This is a genomic window from Cupriavidus sp. GW823-FHT06D04, assembly GCF_058795055.1.
On sequence record NZ_JBXAHL010000013.1, the window covers coordinates 23,781 to 38,621 of the forward strand.

The 14,841-nt window shown below is 67.4% G+C and carries 12 protein-coding genes; 5 read left to right on the top strand and 7 right to left on the bottom strand.

The window, feature by feature from the left end:
- Nucleotides 1-69: 69 nt before the first annotated feature.
- Nucleotides 70-2,535: a DUF3772 domain-containing protein gene (locus AC1Q7H_RS17660; protein ID WP_211981863.1), complete on the bottom strand. Its 2,466-nt coding sequence runs from the start codon at nt 2,533-2,535 to the stop codon at nt 70-72.
- 478 nt (nt 2,536-3,013) lie between these two features.
- Here AC1Q7H_RS17660 and AC1Q7H_RS17665 point away from each other — a divergent pair, with 478 nt between their 5' ends.
- Nucleotides 3,014-3,682 (top strand): alpha/beta hydrolase, encoded by a 669-nt coding sequence (locus AC1Q7H_RS17665; RefSeq protein ID WP_013953440.1) that lies wholly within the window; start codon nt 3,014-3,016, stop codon nt 3,680-3,682.
- Nucleotides 3,683-3,700: 18 nt separating this feature from the next.
- On the opposite strand, the gene AC1Q7H_RS17670 is transcribed toward AC1Q7H_RS17665, so the two are convergent.
- The 3 genes from AC1Q7H_RS17670 to AC1Q7H_RS17680 all read right to left on the bottom strand — a co-directional run bounded on the left by AC1Q7H_RS17670 (nt 3,701) and on the right by AC1Q7H_RS17680 (nt 7,608).
- Nucleotides 3,701-4,426 carry a GntR family transcriptional regulator gene (locus AC1Q7H_RS17670; protein ID WP_211981861.1) on the bottom strand — a complete coding sequence of 242 codons (726 nt, stop codon included), beginning with the start codon at nt 4,424-4,426 and terminating at the stop codon, nt 3,701-3,703.
- 68 nt (nt 4,427-4,494) lie between these two features.
- Nucleotides 4,495-5,823: an MFS transporter gene (locus AC1Q7H_RS17675; protein ID WP_211981858.1), complete on the bottom strand. Its 1,329-nt coding sequence runs from the start codon at nt 5,821-5,823 to the stop codon at nt 4,495-4,497.
- A 129-nt stretch (nt 5,824-5,952) separates the two neighbouring features.
- On the bottom strand, nt 5,953-7,608 hold the full coding sequence (locus AC1Q7H_RS17680; protein ID WP_013953437.1) for a GMC family oxidoreductase: 1,656 nt from the start codon (nt 7,606-7,608) through the stop codon (nt 5,953-5,955).
- Nucleotides 7,609-7,738: 130 nt separating this feature from the next.
- Here AC1Q7H_RS17680 and AC1Q7H_RS17685 point away from each other — a divergent pair, with 130 nt between their 5' ends.
- A complete protein-coding gene (locus AC1Q7H_RS17685; RefSeq protein ID WP_013953436.1) occupies nt 7,739-8,563 on the top strand; it encodes an IclR family transcriptional regulator in 825 nt (274 codons plus the stop codon).
- 18 nt (nt 8,564-8,581) lie between these two features.
- On the opposite strand, the gene AC1Q7H_RS17690 is transcribed toward AC1Q7H_RS17685, so the two are convergent.
- Entirely contained in the window at nt 8,582-9,625 is a 1,044-nt protein-coding gene (locus tag AC1Q7H_RS17690; RefSeq protein WP_228772328.1) for a LysR family transcriptional regulator, read from the bottom strand.
- A gap of 135 nt (nt 9,626-9,760) precedes the next feature.
- On the opposite strand from AC1Q7H_RS17690, the gene AC1Q7H_RS17695 reads away from it, so the two are divergent.
- Genes AC1Q7H_RS17695 through AC1Q7H_RS17705 form a run of 3 tightly spaced genes read left to right on the top strand, consistent with a single transcriptional unit; the run spans nt 9,761 to nt 13,301 of the window.
- The gene (locus AC1Q7H_RS17695) at nt 9,761-10,750 is read left to right on the top strand and encodes a Bug family tripartite tricarboxylate transporter substrate binding protein (RefSeq protein WP_153953402.1); all 990 of its coding nucleotides are present in this window, start codon (nt 9,761-9,763) and stop codon (nt 10,748-10,750) included.
- 26 nt (nt 10,751-10,776) lie between these two features.
- Nucleotides 10,777-12,276: a M81 family metallopeptidase gene (locus tag AC1Q7H_RS17700; RefSeq protein ID WP_013953433.1), complete on the top strand. Its 1,500-nt coding sequence runs from the start codon at nt 10,777-10,779 to the stop codon at nt 12,274-12,276.
- Between the two features lie 32 nt (nt 12,277-12,308).
- Nucleotides 12,309-13,301, top strand: coding sequence for a tripartite tricarboxylate transporter substrate-binding protein (locus AC1Q7H_RS17705; RefSeq protein WP_153953403.1), 993 nt, complete (start codon nt 12,309-12,311; stop codon nt 13,299-13,301).
- 41 nt (nt 13,302-13,342) lie between these two features.
- Here the strand turns inward: AC1Q7H_RS17705 and AC1Q7H_RS17710 are convergent, their stop codons facing one another.
- Nucleotides 13,343-13,981: a uracil-DNA glycosylase family protein gene (locus AC1Q7H_RS17710; protein WP_492381510.1), complete on the bottom strand. Its 639-nt coding sequence runs from the start codon at nt 13,979-13,981 to the stop codon at nt 13,343-13,345.
- 3 nt (nt 13,982-13,984) lie between these two features.
- Nucleotides 13,985-14,809, bottom strand: coding sequence for an IclR family transcriptional regulator (locus AC1Q7H_RS17715; RefSeq protein WP_010810310.1), 825 nt, complete (start codon nt 14,807-14,809; stop codon nt 13,985-13,987).
- Nucleotides 14,810-14,841: the final 32 nt, after the last annotated feature.

A 14,841-nucleotide genomic window follows, 5' to 3' on the forward strand; every position in this document is an offset into this window, starting at 1 on the left:
CCCTCAATGTGTTTCGGCGCGGCCGGCGACTTGTTAGGGTTGTAACGGCTGCTTTAATGCCGGTGCTGGTCAGCCGGCGGCCAGCGCGCGCTCTGGCTCCTGCCCGAATGGCGGCATGTTTTCCAGCCGCAGCGATTGCGGCACCGACAGCGAGATGTCGGCGGCGCGCAGGCGCTTGAGGATCTCGAACAACAGGTCGCTGCGCGTGTTGGCGGCGATGCGGGGGCTGCCGACATAGCCCGTCACCGACAGCGTGATGCCGTTGGGCGCCAGCTGGCTGAACATGACTGAGGGAGCCGGCACGTCGAGGATGGTCTCGTTCTCGCGGTAGACATCCAGCAGCAGGTCGCGCAGCTGTTCGGGGTCGGTATTCAGGGGGAAGGTGAGTTGCAGCGACGCCACCCCCTGGGTGCTGTTGCTCATGGTCACGTTGCGCAGGTTTTGCGAGATCAGCTGCGAGTTGGGCACGATCACGGTGGAGCGGTCGCCCAGCTGGATCTCGGTGGCGCGCACGTTGATGCGGCGGATATCGCCCTCCACGCCGGCAATGCTGACCATGTCGCCCACCTTGACCGGCCGCTCGGTCAGCAGGATCAGGCCGGAGACGAAGTTCTTCACGATCTCCTGCAGGCCGAAGCCGATGCCCACCGACAGCGCGCTGACGATCCACGCCAGGTTGTCCCAGCGCACGCCCAGCAGCGACAGCACCAGCAGCACCAGCAACACATAGCCGACATTGCTGTACAGCGTGATCAGCGAGGCGCGCAGGCCCGGCTCCTTGCAGACCTTGGGCAGCAGTTCCCCATCGAGCCAGCGCCGCACCGAGCGCAGCAGCCAGATGCCGACTCCGAGAGCGATCAGCGCATTCAGGATGCGGTCGGGCATGATGTTGAGGCTGTGCAGCTTCTCGCCGCCCAGCACCATTACCAGGCTGTTGAGCAGGTCCGCGGGTGTGGTGCCGAAGCCGCCTGTCAGCAGCGCCAGCACCGCCACCAGCAGCAGCACGCTGGCGCCGATGCCTGACAGGATGGTGGACGCCTGCTCCAGGTGCGAATCGTCCACGCCGAACAGCTGCTTGATGACGCGCCCGCTGGCGTAGTTGGTCGAGAGCAGGCTTTCGCAGACGTCGCGCGTAACCTGGGTCAGCAAGTACAGGCTGCACAGCACGATGTCGAACCAGACCAGCTCGTAGGTCAGGAAGCGCGCAAAGCTGATATAGCCGGCCAGCAGCGCCACCACCGACACCAGCACGATGACCGACACGCCGGCGTGGATCATGCCCGCCAGGGTGGCGCGCGCCTCGGGCCGCTCGCCCGCGGCGGCCAGCACGTTGCGCACGCGGTTGGCGCGCAGCAGCGCGGCGCCGATGGTCAGCACCACCACCAGCGACACCAGCCCGCGCCACAGCAGCGTGACCTGGACGCTGGTATCGGCAATGCGGTTCAGTTGCTCGAGCGTGCCGGCCAGCAGCAGCAGGCCGGCCAGCACGGCGGGGAACGGCTTCATCGCCAGCGCGACCGGATCGGCCAGCGCCGGCAGGCGCCAGGAGGGATGGCGCGTGCACAGCAGCGCGCGCCCCAGGCCCGCGATCAGCGCGCTGGTCAGCGTCAGCTTGAGCAGCTGGCCGTACAGCTCTGTCAGGTCCGGCGGCAGTTCATAGCTGCGCGTAAAGGCGTTGTAGACGAGTTGCACCGCCAGCCCGGTGGTGCACAAGGTGGCCAGGGTGGTGGCCAGCGCCAGGGCGCTGCGGCGCAAACGCGTCGCCGGCAGCTTGTTCAGGCAGAACCACGCCAGTGCCCGTTCGGCCAGGCGCCGGCCCAGGGTCCATACGGCCAGGGCCAGCAGCAGCAAGGCGATGGTGGCGGCGCGCTGTGACGGCTGCCAGGCCAGTTGCGCCATTGGCACCACCTGGTCGGTAAAGGTGGCCAGGCGCGCCTGGTCTTCCTGCGTCGGGCTGGCCAGCGGCTTCCAGAACTGCGGATTCAGGATGCTCTCGGAGCGCAGCGCGAGCTGGTCCTTGATTTGGCTGCGCTGCAGCCGCGCCAGCTGGTCGCTCAGGTTTGCGATGTTCGCCTTGCTCTCGCCCGCCTGCTTGAGTTGTGCGTCAAGCTGGGCACGGCGCGCATTCAGTTCGGCGCGCTGCCTGACGACCGCAGGCGCTTCCTTGGTGGTGCCGTCCGCCGGTGGCGGACCCAGCACGTCCAGCTGCGCCTGCAGCTGCGCACGCTGCGGCGTCAGGGCCGAAGACAGCTTGGCGACGTCGGCACTGAGCTTTTGCAGCGCTTCTTCGAGTTCATGCAGCCTGGTGTTGCCATCCGGGTCGGAGGCCTGCTGCTTGATGCGGTCCTGCTCGGTCTGCAAGCGCTTGAGTTCGGCGGTGGCCTCGCCGTGGGTGATGGCGGGCGCCTGCTGGGCGCCGGCCTCTGAAGCCGCTTCGGATGCCGGGGCGGCCAGGGCGGCGGGCAGCGTGGCCGGCATCAGGTGGCATAGCGCAGCGAACGCAAGGCCCAGTGCGAGCCGTGAAACTTTGCTCATGGCGGAATCTCGTCGGATGGTGACGGCTTGCGGCGGCTCCGGCATCGGCAAGGCATCGCGCTGGCATGCGTCGGATGCGGCGGCGATGGGATGCGGGAACGGCCGGAACACCGGCAATGAACACGGGAAGGGATGACCGCTCGCAGGCGCTCCCTTCGGCGAAGTCTGGTCAGGGCACGAAGCGCGGCGGGCTGCCTGGCAGGCCGGTGCGCGTGACACGGGCCGTGCTGACCGATGGCGGCGGGGCCCAGGGGAAAACGGTAAACGGCCTTGCCGCGGTTCGCAGAATTATACGAAAGCGGATGCGCCACCCAGCTCCGAGGGGTGCCGGATGGTGCACTGGCTGACATTTTGATACGGATACGCGCGCGCGGCGCGCGGTGCAGGGCCGGGCGCCAGCCGGCGCGGCCTGCGGGAATGGCATTACCATCACGGTTTTCGGGCCGCAGGCGGCCCATTGTCATCACCAGGAGAAGGCATGACTGTTCCGTCAGGCACGGAAAAGGCGCAGCTCGGCGGCGAGGCCGGGCAGATTGAAATGTTGGTCGACCGTCCCGCCGGCGCGCCGCGAGGCATCGCCGTGGTGGCGCATCCGCATCCGCTGCTGGGCGGCTCGGCCACGCACAAGGTGCCGCACCAGCTGGCCAAGGCGCTGGTGGCACGCGGCTTCCTGACGGTGCGGCCGAATTTCCGCGGGGTCGAGGGGTCCGCGGGCGAGCATGACCAGGGCAGCGGCGAGGCGCAGGACATGCTCGCCGTCATCGCCCATCTGCGCGAGGCCCATCCCGGCCTGCCGCTGGCACTGGCAGGCTTTTCCTTTGGTGCGTTCGTGATGGCCCATGTCGCCGCCACGCTGGCGGCGCAGTCCGTGCCGATCCGGCACCTGGTGCTTGCCGGCACGCCTTACGGCACCGTCAAGGCGCATCGCAGCTATGACACGCCGGCCGTGCCCGCCGATTGCCTGGTGGTCCATGGCGAGCGTGACGAGCGCGCGGAACTCGGCGCGCTGTTCGACTGGGCGCGCCCGCAGGGGCTGCCCGTGGTGGTGGTGCCGGGGGCGGACCACTTCTTTACCGGCAAGCTGCCGCTGCTGGTCCGTATCGTCGGCGGGTACCTGGATCGCCCCGATGCGGGGGCGGCCGCCTGACAGCTCAGGGTCGAGGCCTCAGGCGTTCGGCAGCGCCGGCGCGCCGGCGATCGGGTCGGGATGGATCTGCATCAGCGCGGCGCGCTTCTCCAGCAAGTGCTGGCGCAGGATGGCCGACAGCCGCTTGCCGTCGCGGGCTTCCAGCGCGCGGATCATCTCCTCGTGGTCGTGCACGGCGCGGTCCCATTTGCCGGGCTGGTGGTTGGAGCGGAAACGCATCGCCTTGAGCCGCCGGTTGAGCGTCAGGTAGGTCTGCTGTAGCGTCTGGTTGCGCGCGGCCTCGGCAATGCGGTCATGGATTTCCTGGTTGCGGGCGTAATAGCCGGGCAGGTCGTTCTGCGCGCGGCAGGCAAGCATGGCGTAGTGCAGCGCCTTGATCTCGGCCAGCTCCGGCGGCGTGATGCGCTCGCACGCCAGCTCCCCGGCAAAGGCCTCCAGGCCGCTCATCAGCTCGAAGGCTTCCCAGGCCTCGGCCTCGCTCATCCGTGACACGCTCGCGCCGCGGTTGGGCGAGATCTCGATCAGCCCCTCGGCGGCCAGCACCTTCAGCGCCTCGCGCAGCGGCGTGCGCGAGATGCCCAGCGTTTCACACAGCTCGCGCTCATTGAGCTTCATGCCCGGCGGCAGCACCCCCTCGACGATAAAGTTGCGCAGGTGGTCGACCACGGTGTCGTGCAGCCGCTGGCGCACGACCCTGGGCAGGAGCGGGGCGGCGGCCGCACCGGTGCCGTCCGGAGTTTGCATGCAATGTCCCTGTCATTGGCGTTGCGCCATTCTAAGACATTGCCGGCGGGCGGCGGCCCGCTCCACGCCTAGCGTGCCGGACCGCGCAGCGGCATGCCGTTTTCGCGCGGCGCCTGGGAGCCTTCGCCCCGCCCGATCAGCGCCACCGACAACGCCGACACCACCCCCGCGAAGGCCACGTAGGCGCAGATCTGCCAGGGCTTGCCGCCGCCCGACCTGAGCAGTGCCGTGGCGATGATGGGCGTGATGCCGGACGCGAAGATCCCCGAGAACTGGTAGACGAACGAAATGCCGGTATATCGCACCCTGGCATCGAACAGCTCGCAGAACAGCGCCGCTTCCGGGCCGTAGACCGCGGCGTAGAGGATGCCGAACGGCACCACGATGGACAGCCACAGCAGCATGGTGTTGCCGCCGCTGTTCAGCATCAGCCAGAACGCCGGGAACGCGGACAAGGCCGTGATCAGCGAGCCCCAGAAATACACGCGGGTGCGGCCGATGCGGTCGGACAGGTGGCCGAAGAACGGAATGAAGAAGCACATCGCAATGGCCGCCGCCATCACGCCGACCAGCGCTTCAGTCCGGCTGATATGGATGGTCTGAGTCAGGTAGGTGATCGAGAACACGCCGAAGATGTTGAAGAAGACTCCGTCGATATAGCGCGCGCCCATGCCCTTGAGGATATTGCCGGGGTAGCGCCGCATCATGTCGACAAAGGGAATCTGGGTCTCGGCATTGCGCTGCTTGATCACGGCGAATTCAGGCGTCTCCTTGACGTTGAGGCGGATATACATGCCCACGAACACCATCCCCGCTGAGATCACGAAGGCCACGCGCCAGCCCCAGGCCAGGAACTGCGCATCGGTCAGGGTCAGCGACAGCAGCGCCACCACGCCGGATGCCAGGCACAGTCCGATCGCCAGCCCGATCTGCGGCAGCGACGCATAGAAGCCCCGTTTGCCCGGCGGCGCGTACTCATAGGCCATCAGCACCGCGCCGCCCCATTCGCCGCCCAGGCCGATGCCCTGCAGCACGCGCAGCAGCAGCAACAGGATCGGCGCCAGGATGCCGATGCTGTCGTAGGTCGGCACCAGTCCGATCAGGAAGGTGGACACGCCCATGATCATCAGCGTGATCACCAGCATGCTCTTGCGGCCGACCTTGTCGCCAAAGTGCCCGAAGATCACGCCGCCCAGCGGCCGCGTGACAAAGCCCACCGCAAAGGTGGTGTAGGCCAGGATGGTGGCCACCAGCGGGTCATTGCCGGGGAAGTACAGCTTGTTGAAGACCAGGCCGGCGACCACGCCGTACAGGAAGAAGTCATACCACTCGATGGTGGCGCCGATCACGGACGCCAGCGCGACCTTGCGGATCGCCTGTTCGTTGGGGCTTGTCATGCTTGTCTCCTCTGGTGATGGGCGGCGTCCTCTGGAAGGATGGTTATGGACGCCGGATGCACTGCAGGGTTTGGCCTTGTTATGGATGCCTGGCCTTGGTTGTTCGCAATCAGGATTGGCGCAACCCGCTCAGGCGGCTGCTGCCATCGGGGTCGCAACGTCGACGGGATGCATTTCCCGCCTAGCGTCTTCGCGGATGAAGTCGGCCGCGCGCTCGGCCATCATCACCACTGGTACGTTGGTGTTGCCCGAGACCAGCGTGGGCATCACCGAGCAGTCCACCACGCGCAGCCCGCCCACGCCATGCACGCGCAGGCGTGCATCGACCACGGCCAGCGGATCGGCGGCGGGACCCATTTTCGCGGTGCCGGACGGATGAAAGATGGTGGCGCCGTACTCGCGGCAGAAATGCAGGATCTCTTCGTCGCTGCGCACCTCGTCGCCCGGCCGGAACTCGCGTTTCATCAGGCCGCGCATCGGTTCGGTCTGCGCCACGCGCCGGGCGTAGCGCACCGCTGCCACGGTACAGCGCCGGTCCAGCTCGGCCGACAGGTAGTTGGGCTGCATCGACGGCGGCTCATAAGGGTCGGTCGAGCGGATCCGCACCGTGCCGCGCGACTCGGGCCGCAGCTGGCATACCGAATAGGTGCAGCCGGAGAAGGGATGCACCATGCCGCCCGCCATGTCGGCGGACAGGGTCGAGAAATGGAACTGCGTGTCCGGCGTGGCGCTTTCCTGCGGCAATGCGCGGCAGAACATCGCGCCCTGGTTGATGCCGATCGCCAGCGGCCCCTTGCGCATCAGCAGCCATTCCAGGCCCATGCGCGCCTTGCCCGTCAGCGAGCGCAGCTGGTCGTTGGTGGTGATCGGCTTTGCCACCTCGTAGATCAGCCGCACCTGCAGATGGTCCTGCAGGTTCTCGCCCACGCCCGGCAGGGCATGCACCACCGGTACGCCCAGGTCCTGCATCAACGGCGCCGGGCCGATGCCTGACAGCTGCAGCAACTGCGGCGATTGCAGCGCGCCGGCGCACAGGATTACCTCGCGCCGCGCCCGCAGGATGTAGCGCTGGCCATGCTGGGTGTAGCGCACGCCCACTGCACGCTTGCCTTCGAACAGGATCCCGGTGGTGTGGGCATCGGTCTCGACGCGCAGGTTCGTGCGCCCGCGCACTGGACGCAGGTAGGCCACCGCGGTGGAGCAACGCCAGCCGTTGCGGGTGGTGAGCTGGTAATAGCCCACGCCCTCCTGGTCGCCACCGTTGAAGTCGGTCTGGCGCGGCAGGCCAAGGGCCTGGCCGGCGCCGATGAAGGCATCGACCAGCGGATGCTGCCGGTCGATCGAGGTCGCGTTCAGCGGGCCGTCGGTGCCGCGCGTGGGGCCGGCGCCAAGGTCGTTGTTCTCGAGCTTGCGGAAGTAGGGCAGGCAGTTGTCCCAGCCCCAGCCCGGATTGCCCAGCGTCTCCCAGTGGTCATAGTCCTCGCGCTGGCCGCGTACGTAGATCAGGCCGTTGATGGCGCTGCTGCCGCCCAGCGTGCGGCCGCGCGGCCAGTAGATGCGGCGATTGAGCATGTTGGGATCGGGATCCGTATAGAAGCCCCAGTTCACTTGCTTGTGGAACATGGTCTTGCCATAGCCGATCGGGATATGGATCCACGGGTAGCGGTCGGGCGGGCCGGCCTCCAGCAGGCAGACGGAATACCGGCCGTCTTCGCTGAGCCGGTTGGCCAGCACACACCCGGCCGAGCCGGCGCCTACCACGATGTAGTCAACGGTTTGCGACATCGTCGCTGTCTCCTTTTCTGGCCGGCAGGCACGTAGCCACCCGGCTTCGATCTATAATCTGAAACGTTCTGTTCCGGATTTTATTTTTCCAGGCCGGAATGGAAAGCTCAATCGCGAGGAGACGTCGGTTGTGAAACAGAACGTGCAATTCCCGTTTCAGAATCGCACTGCAGCAGAAGACGGCGCGGTGGAGGACGATGCACGCAGCCTGCGCGTGCTGATGGTGCTGTCCAGCCTGGCCAGGGCGCAGCATCCGCAGACGCTTTCCCAGCTTTCGCAGCGGCTGCATGTGCCCAAGGCGACACTGATGCGCCTGCTGGCCGCCATGGAGCGCACCGGCTTCGTGGTCCGCATGCCCGCCGAGCGCGGCTACGTGCCCGGCCCGGGCGCCGCAGCCCTGTCACTGCAGACCCTCAGGAGCCCGCCGATGCTGCGCGAGTGCCGCGCCATCCTGGCCAGGCTGGTGGCGAGCCTGGGCGAGACCTGCAACCTCACCGCGCTAGACGGCGACCGGGTCCTCTACGTAGAGCGCGTCGAGACCCACGAGCCACTGCGCCTGCAGCTGTCGCCCGGCATCCACGTGCCGCTGCACTGTACCGCCAGCGGCAAGCTGTTCCTGTCGGCGATGAACCGGCTGGAACGCCAGCAGATGCTCAGGCGCCTGGACCTGGCCCCGCACACGCCGCGCACGCTGTCCGATGTGCCTGTCCTCAATGCCGAACTGGACCGGCTGGGCGCGCGCGGCATCGGTGTGGACCATGAGGAATTCGTGCGCGGCATGTGCGCGGTGGCCGTGCCGGTGCGGGAGCCGGATGGGGAGGGTTCAGGCCGGGTGGTGGCTGCGATTGCCTGTCATGCGCCGACGGCACGGGCTTCGCTTGAGGCGCTGCTGCAGGCGGTGCCGACGTTGCAGGGGGCGGCGAGGGAGATGGCGGCGGTACTGTGCGCGCACTGAGCCGGGCCGGCTTCCCGCTCAGCGCTTGCGAATGCCAGCCGCCGCCACCGCGCGCGCGGCCAGCAACGGCACTGGCTCGGCCATGAGGGTCTCGCCGGCCCGGCGCATGACGAGCTCGCGAAACAGGCGCGCCGGCGTGCGTGGCGTGAGTTCGTCGTTCCAGACCGCCACTACCGGCTCCACGCGGCTGCCGAGTTCGAAGCGAAGCGCTCTTGCCACCTTGGCCAGGGTGAGCTGCGCGGCAATGCGCTCGGGGAACACCGCGAGGAAATGACCCGCCTGCAACAGACTGGCCGTGGCGGCCACATCGCTGGTGCGGATGCCAAGCGAGGGCGCCGGCGCCCCAAGGGTATGAAACGCCGTGTGCAGCAGGTGAAGCATGCGCGAGCCTGCCACCGGAATGCACCATTGCTGCCCGGACAGTTCCCGCGCCGCCAGCTTGCGGCGCGTGAGCAGCGGATGGTACAGGCTGGCGACGATCACCACCTTCTGCGCGGGGACCACCGGCGCCGTGCGCAGCGCGGGTAACGACAGGCGCGGATCGTCATAGGCGAATAGCAGGTCCAGCGAGCCATCCACCAGTTGATCCGCCAGTTCGCCGATGCCGCCTTCGATCACGCTGATCTCCACGCGCGGATTGTCACGGTAGAAGTCGCTCATTGCCCGCGCCAGGAAGGGCTGCACCGACATCGTCCGGAACGCGATGCGCAACGCACCCTGGCTGCCGGCACGCACCGCCTGAAGCGATTCGGCGAGCCGTTCGAGCTGCGCCAGCAAGACCGCCGCATGGGCCGCCATCTCCCGTCCGGGCTCGGTCAGGTGCAGGCCGCGGCGGTTGCGCTCGAACAGCGGCATGCCCACGATGTCTTCGATCTCGGCCAGTGTCTTGGACACCGCGGCGGGGCTGACGTGAAAGCGCGCGGCGACGGCGGCGGCGGTTGGCATCTCGCTCAGCGCCAGCATGATGCGCAGGTGGCGCAGCTTGAGGCGGCCAAGCAGGGTATGGGCGAAGGTTTCGGCAGGCATGGGGCAGGCGATGATCGGCGGGGCTGGGTGGCTCATTCTACAAGTTAACCATTTGCTCAACAAACAGCGATTTTTATTCGCTTTTGGTATCGGAACGGATCCCATATAGTCGGCGCATCACCTGATTCATTCCAAGCCATCACGAGGCAATCAGACCTCAGGAGGAGACCCATGGAAGCAGTGAGCCATTTGCGCTCGATCATGCGCGGCATGCTTGCCGGCGCAGCCTTGCTCGCGGCCACCTGCGCAAGTGCCGCACCCGCGTGGCCCGACCGGCCGCTGCGCCTGGTCGTGCCGTTCCCGGCCGGCGGTTCCTACGACATCATTGGCCGCACGCTCGCGCGCAAGCTGGAACAGCGGCTGGGGCAGCCGGTGGTGGTGGAGAACATCGCCGGCGGCGCGACCGTGCCGGGCGTGTCGTCGGTGCTCAAGGAGAAGGCCGACGGCAATACGCTGCTGCTGGCCAGCGACGGCACGCTCAATATCAATCCGTTCACGATCAAGGGCCTGCGCTATCGCCCCGATACCGACCTGACGCCGGTGACCATCGTCAGCACCGTGCCGCACTGGATCATCACGCGCGCCGACCGCAAGGAGATGACGCTGGGTGAGCTGAAGACGCATATCCAGCGCAATCCCGGCAAGGTGTCGATCAGCATCAATGTCGTCGCGGGGGCCGCGCACCTTGGCCTGGCCGACTGGAAGCGCCGCAATGGCCTGGATTTCACCATCGTTCCGTATCGCGGCTCGCCGCCGGCCATGGCGGACCTGATCGGCGGCCAGACCTACGCGCATGTCGATGTGATCGGCTCTTCGGTCAACTACGTCCAGGATGGCAAGGCCAAGCCCCTGGCCACGCTGCAGGCGGAGCCCATCACGCAGTTTCCCGCCCTCGAAACGCAGAAGGCGGGCGGCACGGATGCGCTGCAGGTACGCGGCAACCTGGCGCTGGTGGTCAAGGCGGGCACGCCGGCTCCGGTCATCGACAGGCTCTACAGGGAAGTGAAGGCCAGCGTGCAGGAAGCGGACTTTGCCGCGCGCCTGCAGACGCTTGCCTATGAGCCGGTCCTTTCCACCCCCGAGCAGGCCCGCCGCTTCCTGCAAGCGGAAACGATCCGCTACGGTGCCATTGCGCGCGCGGTCGATCTCGAATCTAACTGAACCCTTCACGCTGTCGGAGCCAGTCCATGCGATTTGTCATTGCCCTGATGCGGCATGAAACCAATACCTTTTCGCCGATTGCCACGCCATTGAGCGCGTTCAACCGCGGCAGCACCGCTGGCCCGCTTTACGGCGACGACGCGGTGCGTGCCTGCCAGGGCACCAACAGCGCCGCGGCCGCGTTCATTGATCTGGTACGCCGCCAGGGCGACGAGTTCGTGATGCCCTTGATGGCGAACGCGGTGCCCAGTGGCATGGTGACGGCGCAAGCATTCGAGTCGATGGCGGCCAGCATTGTCGAGGCAGTACGTGCAGGCTGCGATGCCGTGATGCTGGACCTGCATGGCGCCATGGTGGCCGAGGGCTATCCGGATGCCGAAGGCGAACTGCTGGCACGCATCCGTGCCGCCGCACCCGAGGTGCCGATTGCGGTATCGCTGGATTTCCACGCCAACTTCAGCGCTGCGCTGGTTGACAATGCGACCGTGATCGCCGGCTACTGCACCTATCCCCACGTGGACGTGTACGAGACCGGCGCACGCGCCGCCCGTACCCTGATGGCGGCGCTGCGAGGCGAGGCCCGCCCGGTCCTGCTGTGGCGCACGCTGCCGATGCTTACCCACATGCTGCGCCAGACCCCGCGCGCGCAACCCATGAAGGACATCATGGAGCGTGCGATGGCGGCCGAGCGCGATGGCGAGGTGCTCAACGCCTCGGTGTTCGGTGGCTTCCCGCTTGCCGACATCCCGCACACAGGCCTGGCCGTGGTGATCGTGGCTGATGGCGCCAGGATCGAAGCAGGGCGGCGCCTGCTCGACGATCTCTGCGGCATGGCGTGGGAACGCCGGGCTGATTTCGTTTTCCCGATCGAGCCGATGGCGGAATCCATCGCGCGCGCCAAGACGCTCACGCAGGGCCCGGTCGTGCTGGTCGACCATGGCGATAACTGCGGCGCGGGCGGGCCGACGGATGAAATGACGGTGCTGGGCGAAGTCCTGCGCCAGGGGCTCGAAGGCGTGGTCGCCGGGCCGTTCTGGGACCCGAGCGCCGTGGCGGAACTGATTGCCGCCGGCGTCGGGCAGTCTGTCACGCTGGATGTGGGCGGCAAGACCGACATGCCGGCGCTGGACCTGAAGGGCCGCCCGCTGCGGCTGAGCGGCAGGGTGCAGTGCATTACCGACGGCAACTACCAGGTCACCGGCCCGATGTTCACGGGCATGAAGCTGAGCCTGGGCCGTACCGTGGTGCTGGATGTCGCCGGCACGCTGGTCGTGATCTGCGAGAAGCCGCAGGAGCCGTTCGATACCGGCGTATTCACCCACGCGGGCATCGACCTGTCGCGCCGCAAGTACATCCTGGTCAAGTCGCGCCAGCACTTCCGCGCCGGTTTCGAGCCGATCGCCAGCGAGATCGTGCTGGTGGCCGGCCCCGGAGTCTGCAGCTCTGACTACAGCCAGTTTCCGTTCCGCAACCTGCGCCGCCCGATCTATCCGCTGGAAGCGCATACCGTGCTCGAGGCCGCCTGAGCGCATCCGCCGCCGTCAACCGGAGTGACCGCATGACATATTCGACCCCCTTGCGACGGCTGGCCGCCGCGCTGGCATTGGCCCTGGGTGCCAGTGCCGTTCCTGCCATGGCTGCCCCCGCCAGCGGCGACGCGCCCGTGCGCATTGTCGTCGGCTTCGCGGCTGGTGGCGCGCTGGACATCTTCGCGCGCACGCTTGCTGAAAAGCTGCGTGTTTCGCTCGACACGGCTGTCCTGGTCGAGAACCGCCCCGGCGCATCGGCGCGGCTGGCGCTGGAGAACGTCAAGCGCGCGCCGCCGGACGGCAAGACGGTGCTGATCTCACCCGCGCCGCCGTTCACCATCTTTCCGCTGACCTACAAGCGCCTGGCCTATGACCCCGACAAGGACCTGGTTCCGGTCGCCTACCTGGCCGACGTGCCGCTGGTGGCGTCCGCCAGCATCAACCAGCCCTATCGGACCATGCCGGAATACCTGGCATGGGTGAAGCGCAACCAGGACAAGGGCGGCGTCGGGTTGGTCACGCTCGGCGGCAGCATTCATTTCGGCGTGCTGTCGCTCAGCAAGTCGATTGGCGTGCCCTTGCTGCCCACTGCCTACCGCGGCGCCGTCATGATGCTGACCGATGAGATCGGCGGCACGCTGCCGCTGGGTATCGATGCGGTGGGGGGCCAGATGGAGTTGTATCGCGCGGGCAAGATCCGTTTCCTCGGCGTCACCGGGACCCGCCGGTCGGGGCTGCTGCCTGATGTGCCAACGCTGGCGGAGGCGGGCGCGCCGGGTTTCGAGGCGGCGTCCGGCTGGTACTCGGCCTTTGTGCCGGCGGGGACGCCGCCGGCGACGGTGGCGAGGATCGAGAAGGCGCTGCTCGACGCCATCAAGGATCCCGTGGTGCGCGACAAGATGTCTGCGCTGGGCATGGAAATGAACGGCAAGCCGGGGGATGCCCTGCGCAAGCTCATCCAGGCGCAGCGCACGCAGTGGGGCCCGGTGGTCGCGGCCTCGGGCTTTACGGCCAGCGAATGAGTCCAGCCGGCCAGGCGGGGTGGGGGAGTATCGCTTGTTACCTACCCCGGCTGCACAGGGCCGTGCCGCAAAAGCCGGCCAACCCGCTCGCGCAACATCGGCAGCACCTCGCCCTCAAACCAGGGATGCTGCTTGAACCACGGCTGGTTGCGCGGTGACGGATGCGGCAACGGCACCAAGTCGGGCGCGTAGTCCTTCCATGCCCTGACGGTCTCGGTCAGCGTCGGCTTGCGGCGCGCCCCGAGGAAATGGCGCTGTGCGTACTGGCCGACCAGCAAGGTCAGCTCGATCGACGGCAGTTCCGCCAGCAGCCGGTCGAGCCACAGTGGCGCGCACTCGCGGCGCGGCGGGTTATCGCCGCTCTTGCCGCGTCCGGGATAGCAGAACCCCATGGGGATGATCGCGAACTGCGATTCGTCGAGGAAGGTGGCGGCATCGACCCCGAGCCACTGCCGCAGCCGGTCGCCGCTTGCATCGTTCCAGGGAATGCCGGTTTCGTGCACGCGGATCCCCGGCGCCTGGCCGACGATCAGGATGTGCGCGTCGGCCCCGACGCGCACGATCGGGCGCGGGCCGAGCGGCAGGTGTGGCACACAGGCGCGGCAAACCCGTACTTCGGTCAGCAGGGCATCGAGCGAGGAACGTTGGCTTCCCTCAGGCGCCGGCTTGGCTTCAGGCATCGCTCATGCTGTCTGAAAACTCATCCGCTTCGCCTGCGAGATCGACATGGCCGCCACTTGCACATGCGGGGCCAGCTTGGCCTGGGCGGTTTCCAGCGTCCAGCGCGTGGACGGGACTGAGATGTTGATGGCCCCAACCGGCAGGCCGCGGTGGTCGGTGATTGCTGCTGCGACGGAGATGTCGCCGACCACGGTCTGGTTCATGGCCACGGCATAGCCGCGTTCACCGGCCTCGCGGATCGCCGTCATCAGCTTGTCGGGGTCGGTTTCCGTGAACGGCGTGATGGGGTTCAGTGCGGTCGCCCGCACCACCTCCAGGCGCTGTGCCTCGGGCAGCTTCGACAGGATCGCAATCCCGGACGCGGTGTACACGGCCGGGAGCCGGTACCCGACCCCGAAATCGACGTTGATCAGGTGCTGCCCCGGGAAGCGGGCCAGGAACACGATCTCGTGCCCGTCGAGTTCCTGCAGGTTGGCGGTTTCCCCCAGCGTGCGGCTGATATCGAGCAGGTAGGGCGATGCGCGCTCGACCAGGTCGTTGGAGCGCAGGTAGTTGTACGACAGGCCCAGTGCCTTCGGCGCAAGCCCATACATCGCCGAATCGGGCAGGCGCCGGATGTAGCCCAGCTGTTCCAGGGTGTGCACCAGCCGCTGCGTTGCGCTGCGGTCGAGATCGGCCGCCCGGGCGATCTCCGCCATCGACATCAGGCGGCGGTCCGGGCCGTGGAAGGCTTCCAGCACCTGGAAGGCCTTTTCCACCGAACCGACGAACAGGGACGAACGCTCGCGCCTTGTGCGCAGCCCGTTGCCTTCATTACCTGAATCCACACAACCTCCTGTTCGTCCTTGTCATCGTTTTC

Bases quoted from the DNA above. Each gene is read 5' to 3' on its own strand.
- AC1Q7H_RS17660 (WP_211981863.1), bottom strand. From the start codon at position 2,535: ATGAGCAAAGTTTCACGGCTCGCACTGGGCCTTGCGTTCGCTGCGCTA.
- AC1Q7H_RS17665 (WP_013953440.1), top strand. From the start codon at position 3,014: ATGACTGTTCCGTCAGGCACGGAAAAGGCGCAGCTCGGCGGCGAGGCC.
- AC1Q7H_RS17670 (WP_211981861.1), bottom strand. From the start codon at position 4,426: ATGCAAACTCCGGACGGCACCGGTGCGGCCGCCGCCCCGCTCCTGCCC.
- AC1Q7H_RS17675 (WP_211981858.1), bottom strand. From the start codon at position 5,823: ATGACAAGCCCCAACGAACAGGCGATCCGCAAGGTCGCGCTGGCGTCC.
- AC1Q7H_RS17680 (WP_013953437.1), bottom strand. From the start codon at position 7,608: ATGTCGCAAACCGTTGACTACATCGTGGTAGGCGCCGGCTCGGCCGGG.
- AC1Q7H_RS17690 (WP_228772328.1), bottom strand. From the start codon at position 9,625: ATGAGCCACCCAGCCCCGCCGATCATCGCCTGCCCCATGCCTGCCGAA.
- AC1Q7H_RS17695 (WP_153953402.1), top strand. From the start codon at position 9,761: ATGGAAGCAGTGAGCCATTTGCGCTCGATCATGCGCGGCATGCTTGCC.
- AC1Q7H_RS17700 (WP_013953433.1), top strand. From the start codon at position 10,777: ATGCGATTTGTCATTGCCCTGATGCGGCATGAAACCAATACCTTTTCG.
- AC1Q7H_RS17705 (WP_153953403.1), top strand. From the start codon at position 12,309: ATGACATATTCGACCCCCTTGCGACGGCTGGCCGCCGCGCTGGCATTG.
- AC1Q7H_RS17710 (WP_492381510.1), bottom strand. From the start codon at position 13,981: ATGCCTGAAGCCAAGCCGGCGCCTGAGGGAAGCCAACGTTCCTCGCTC.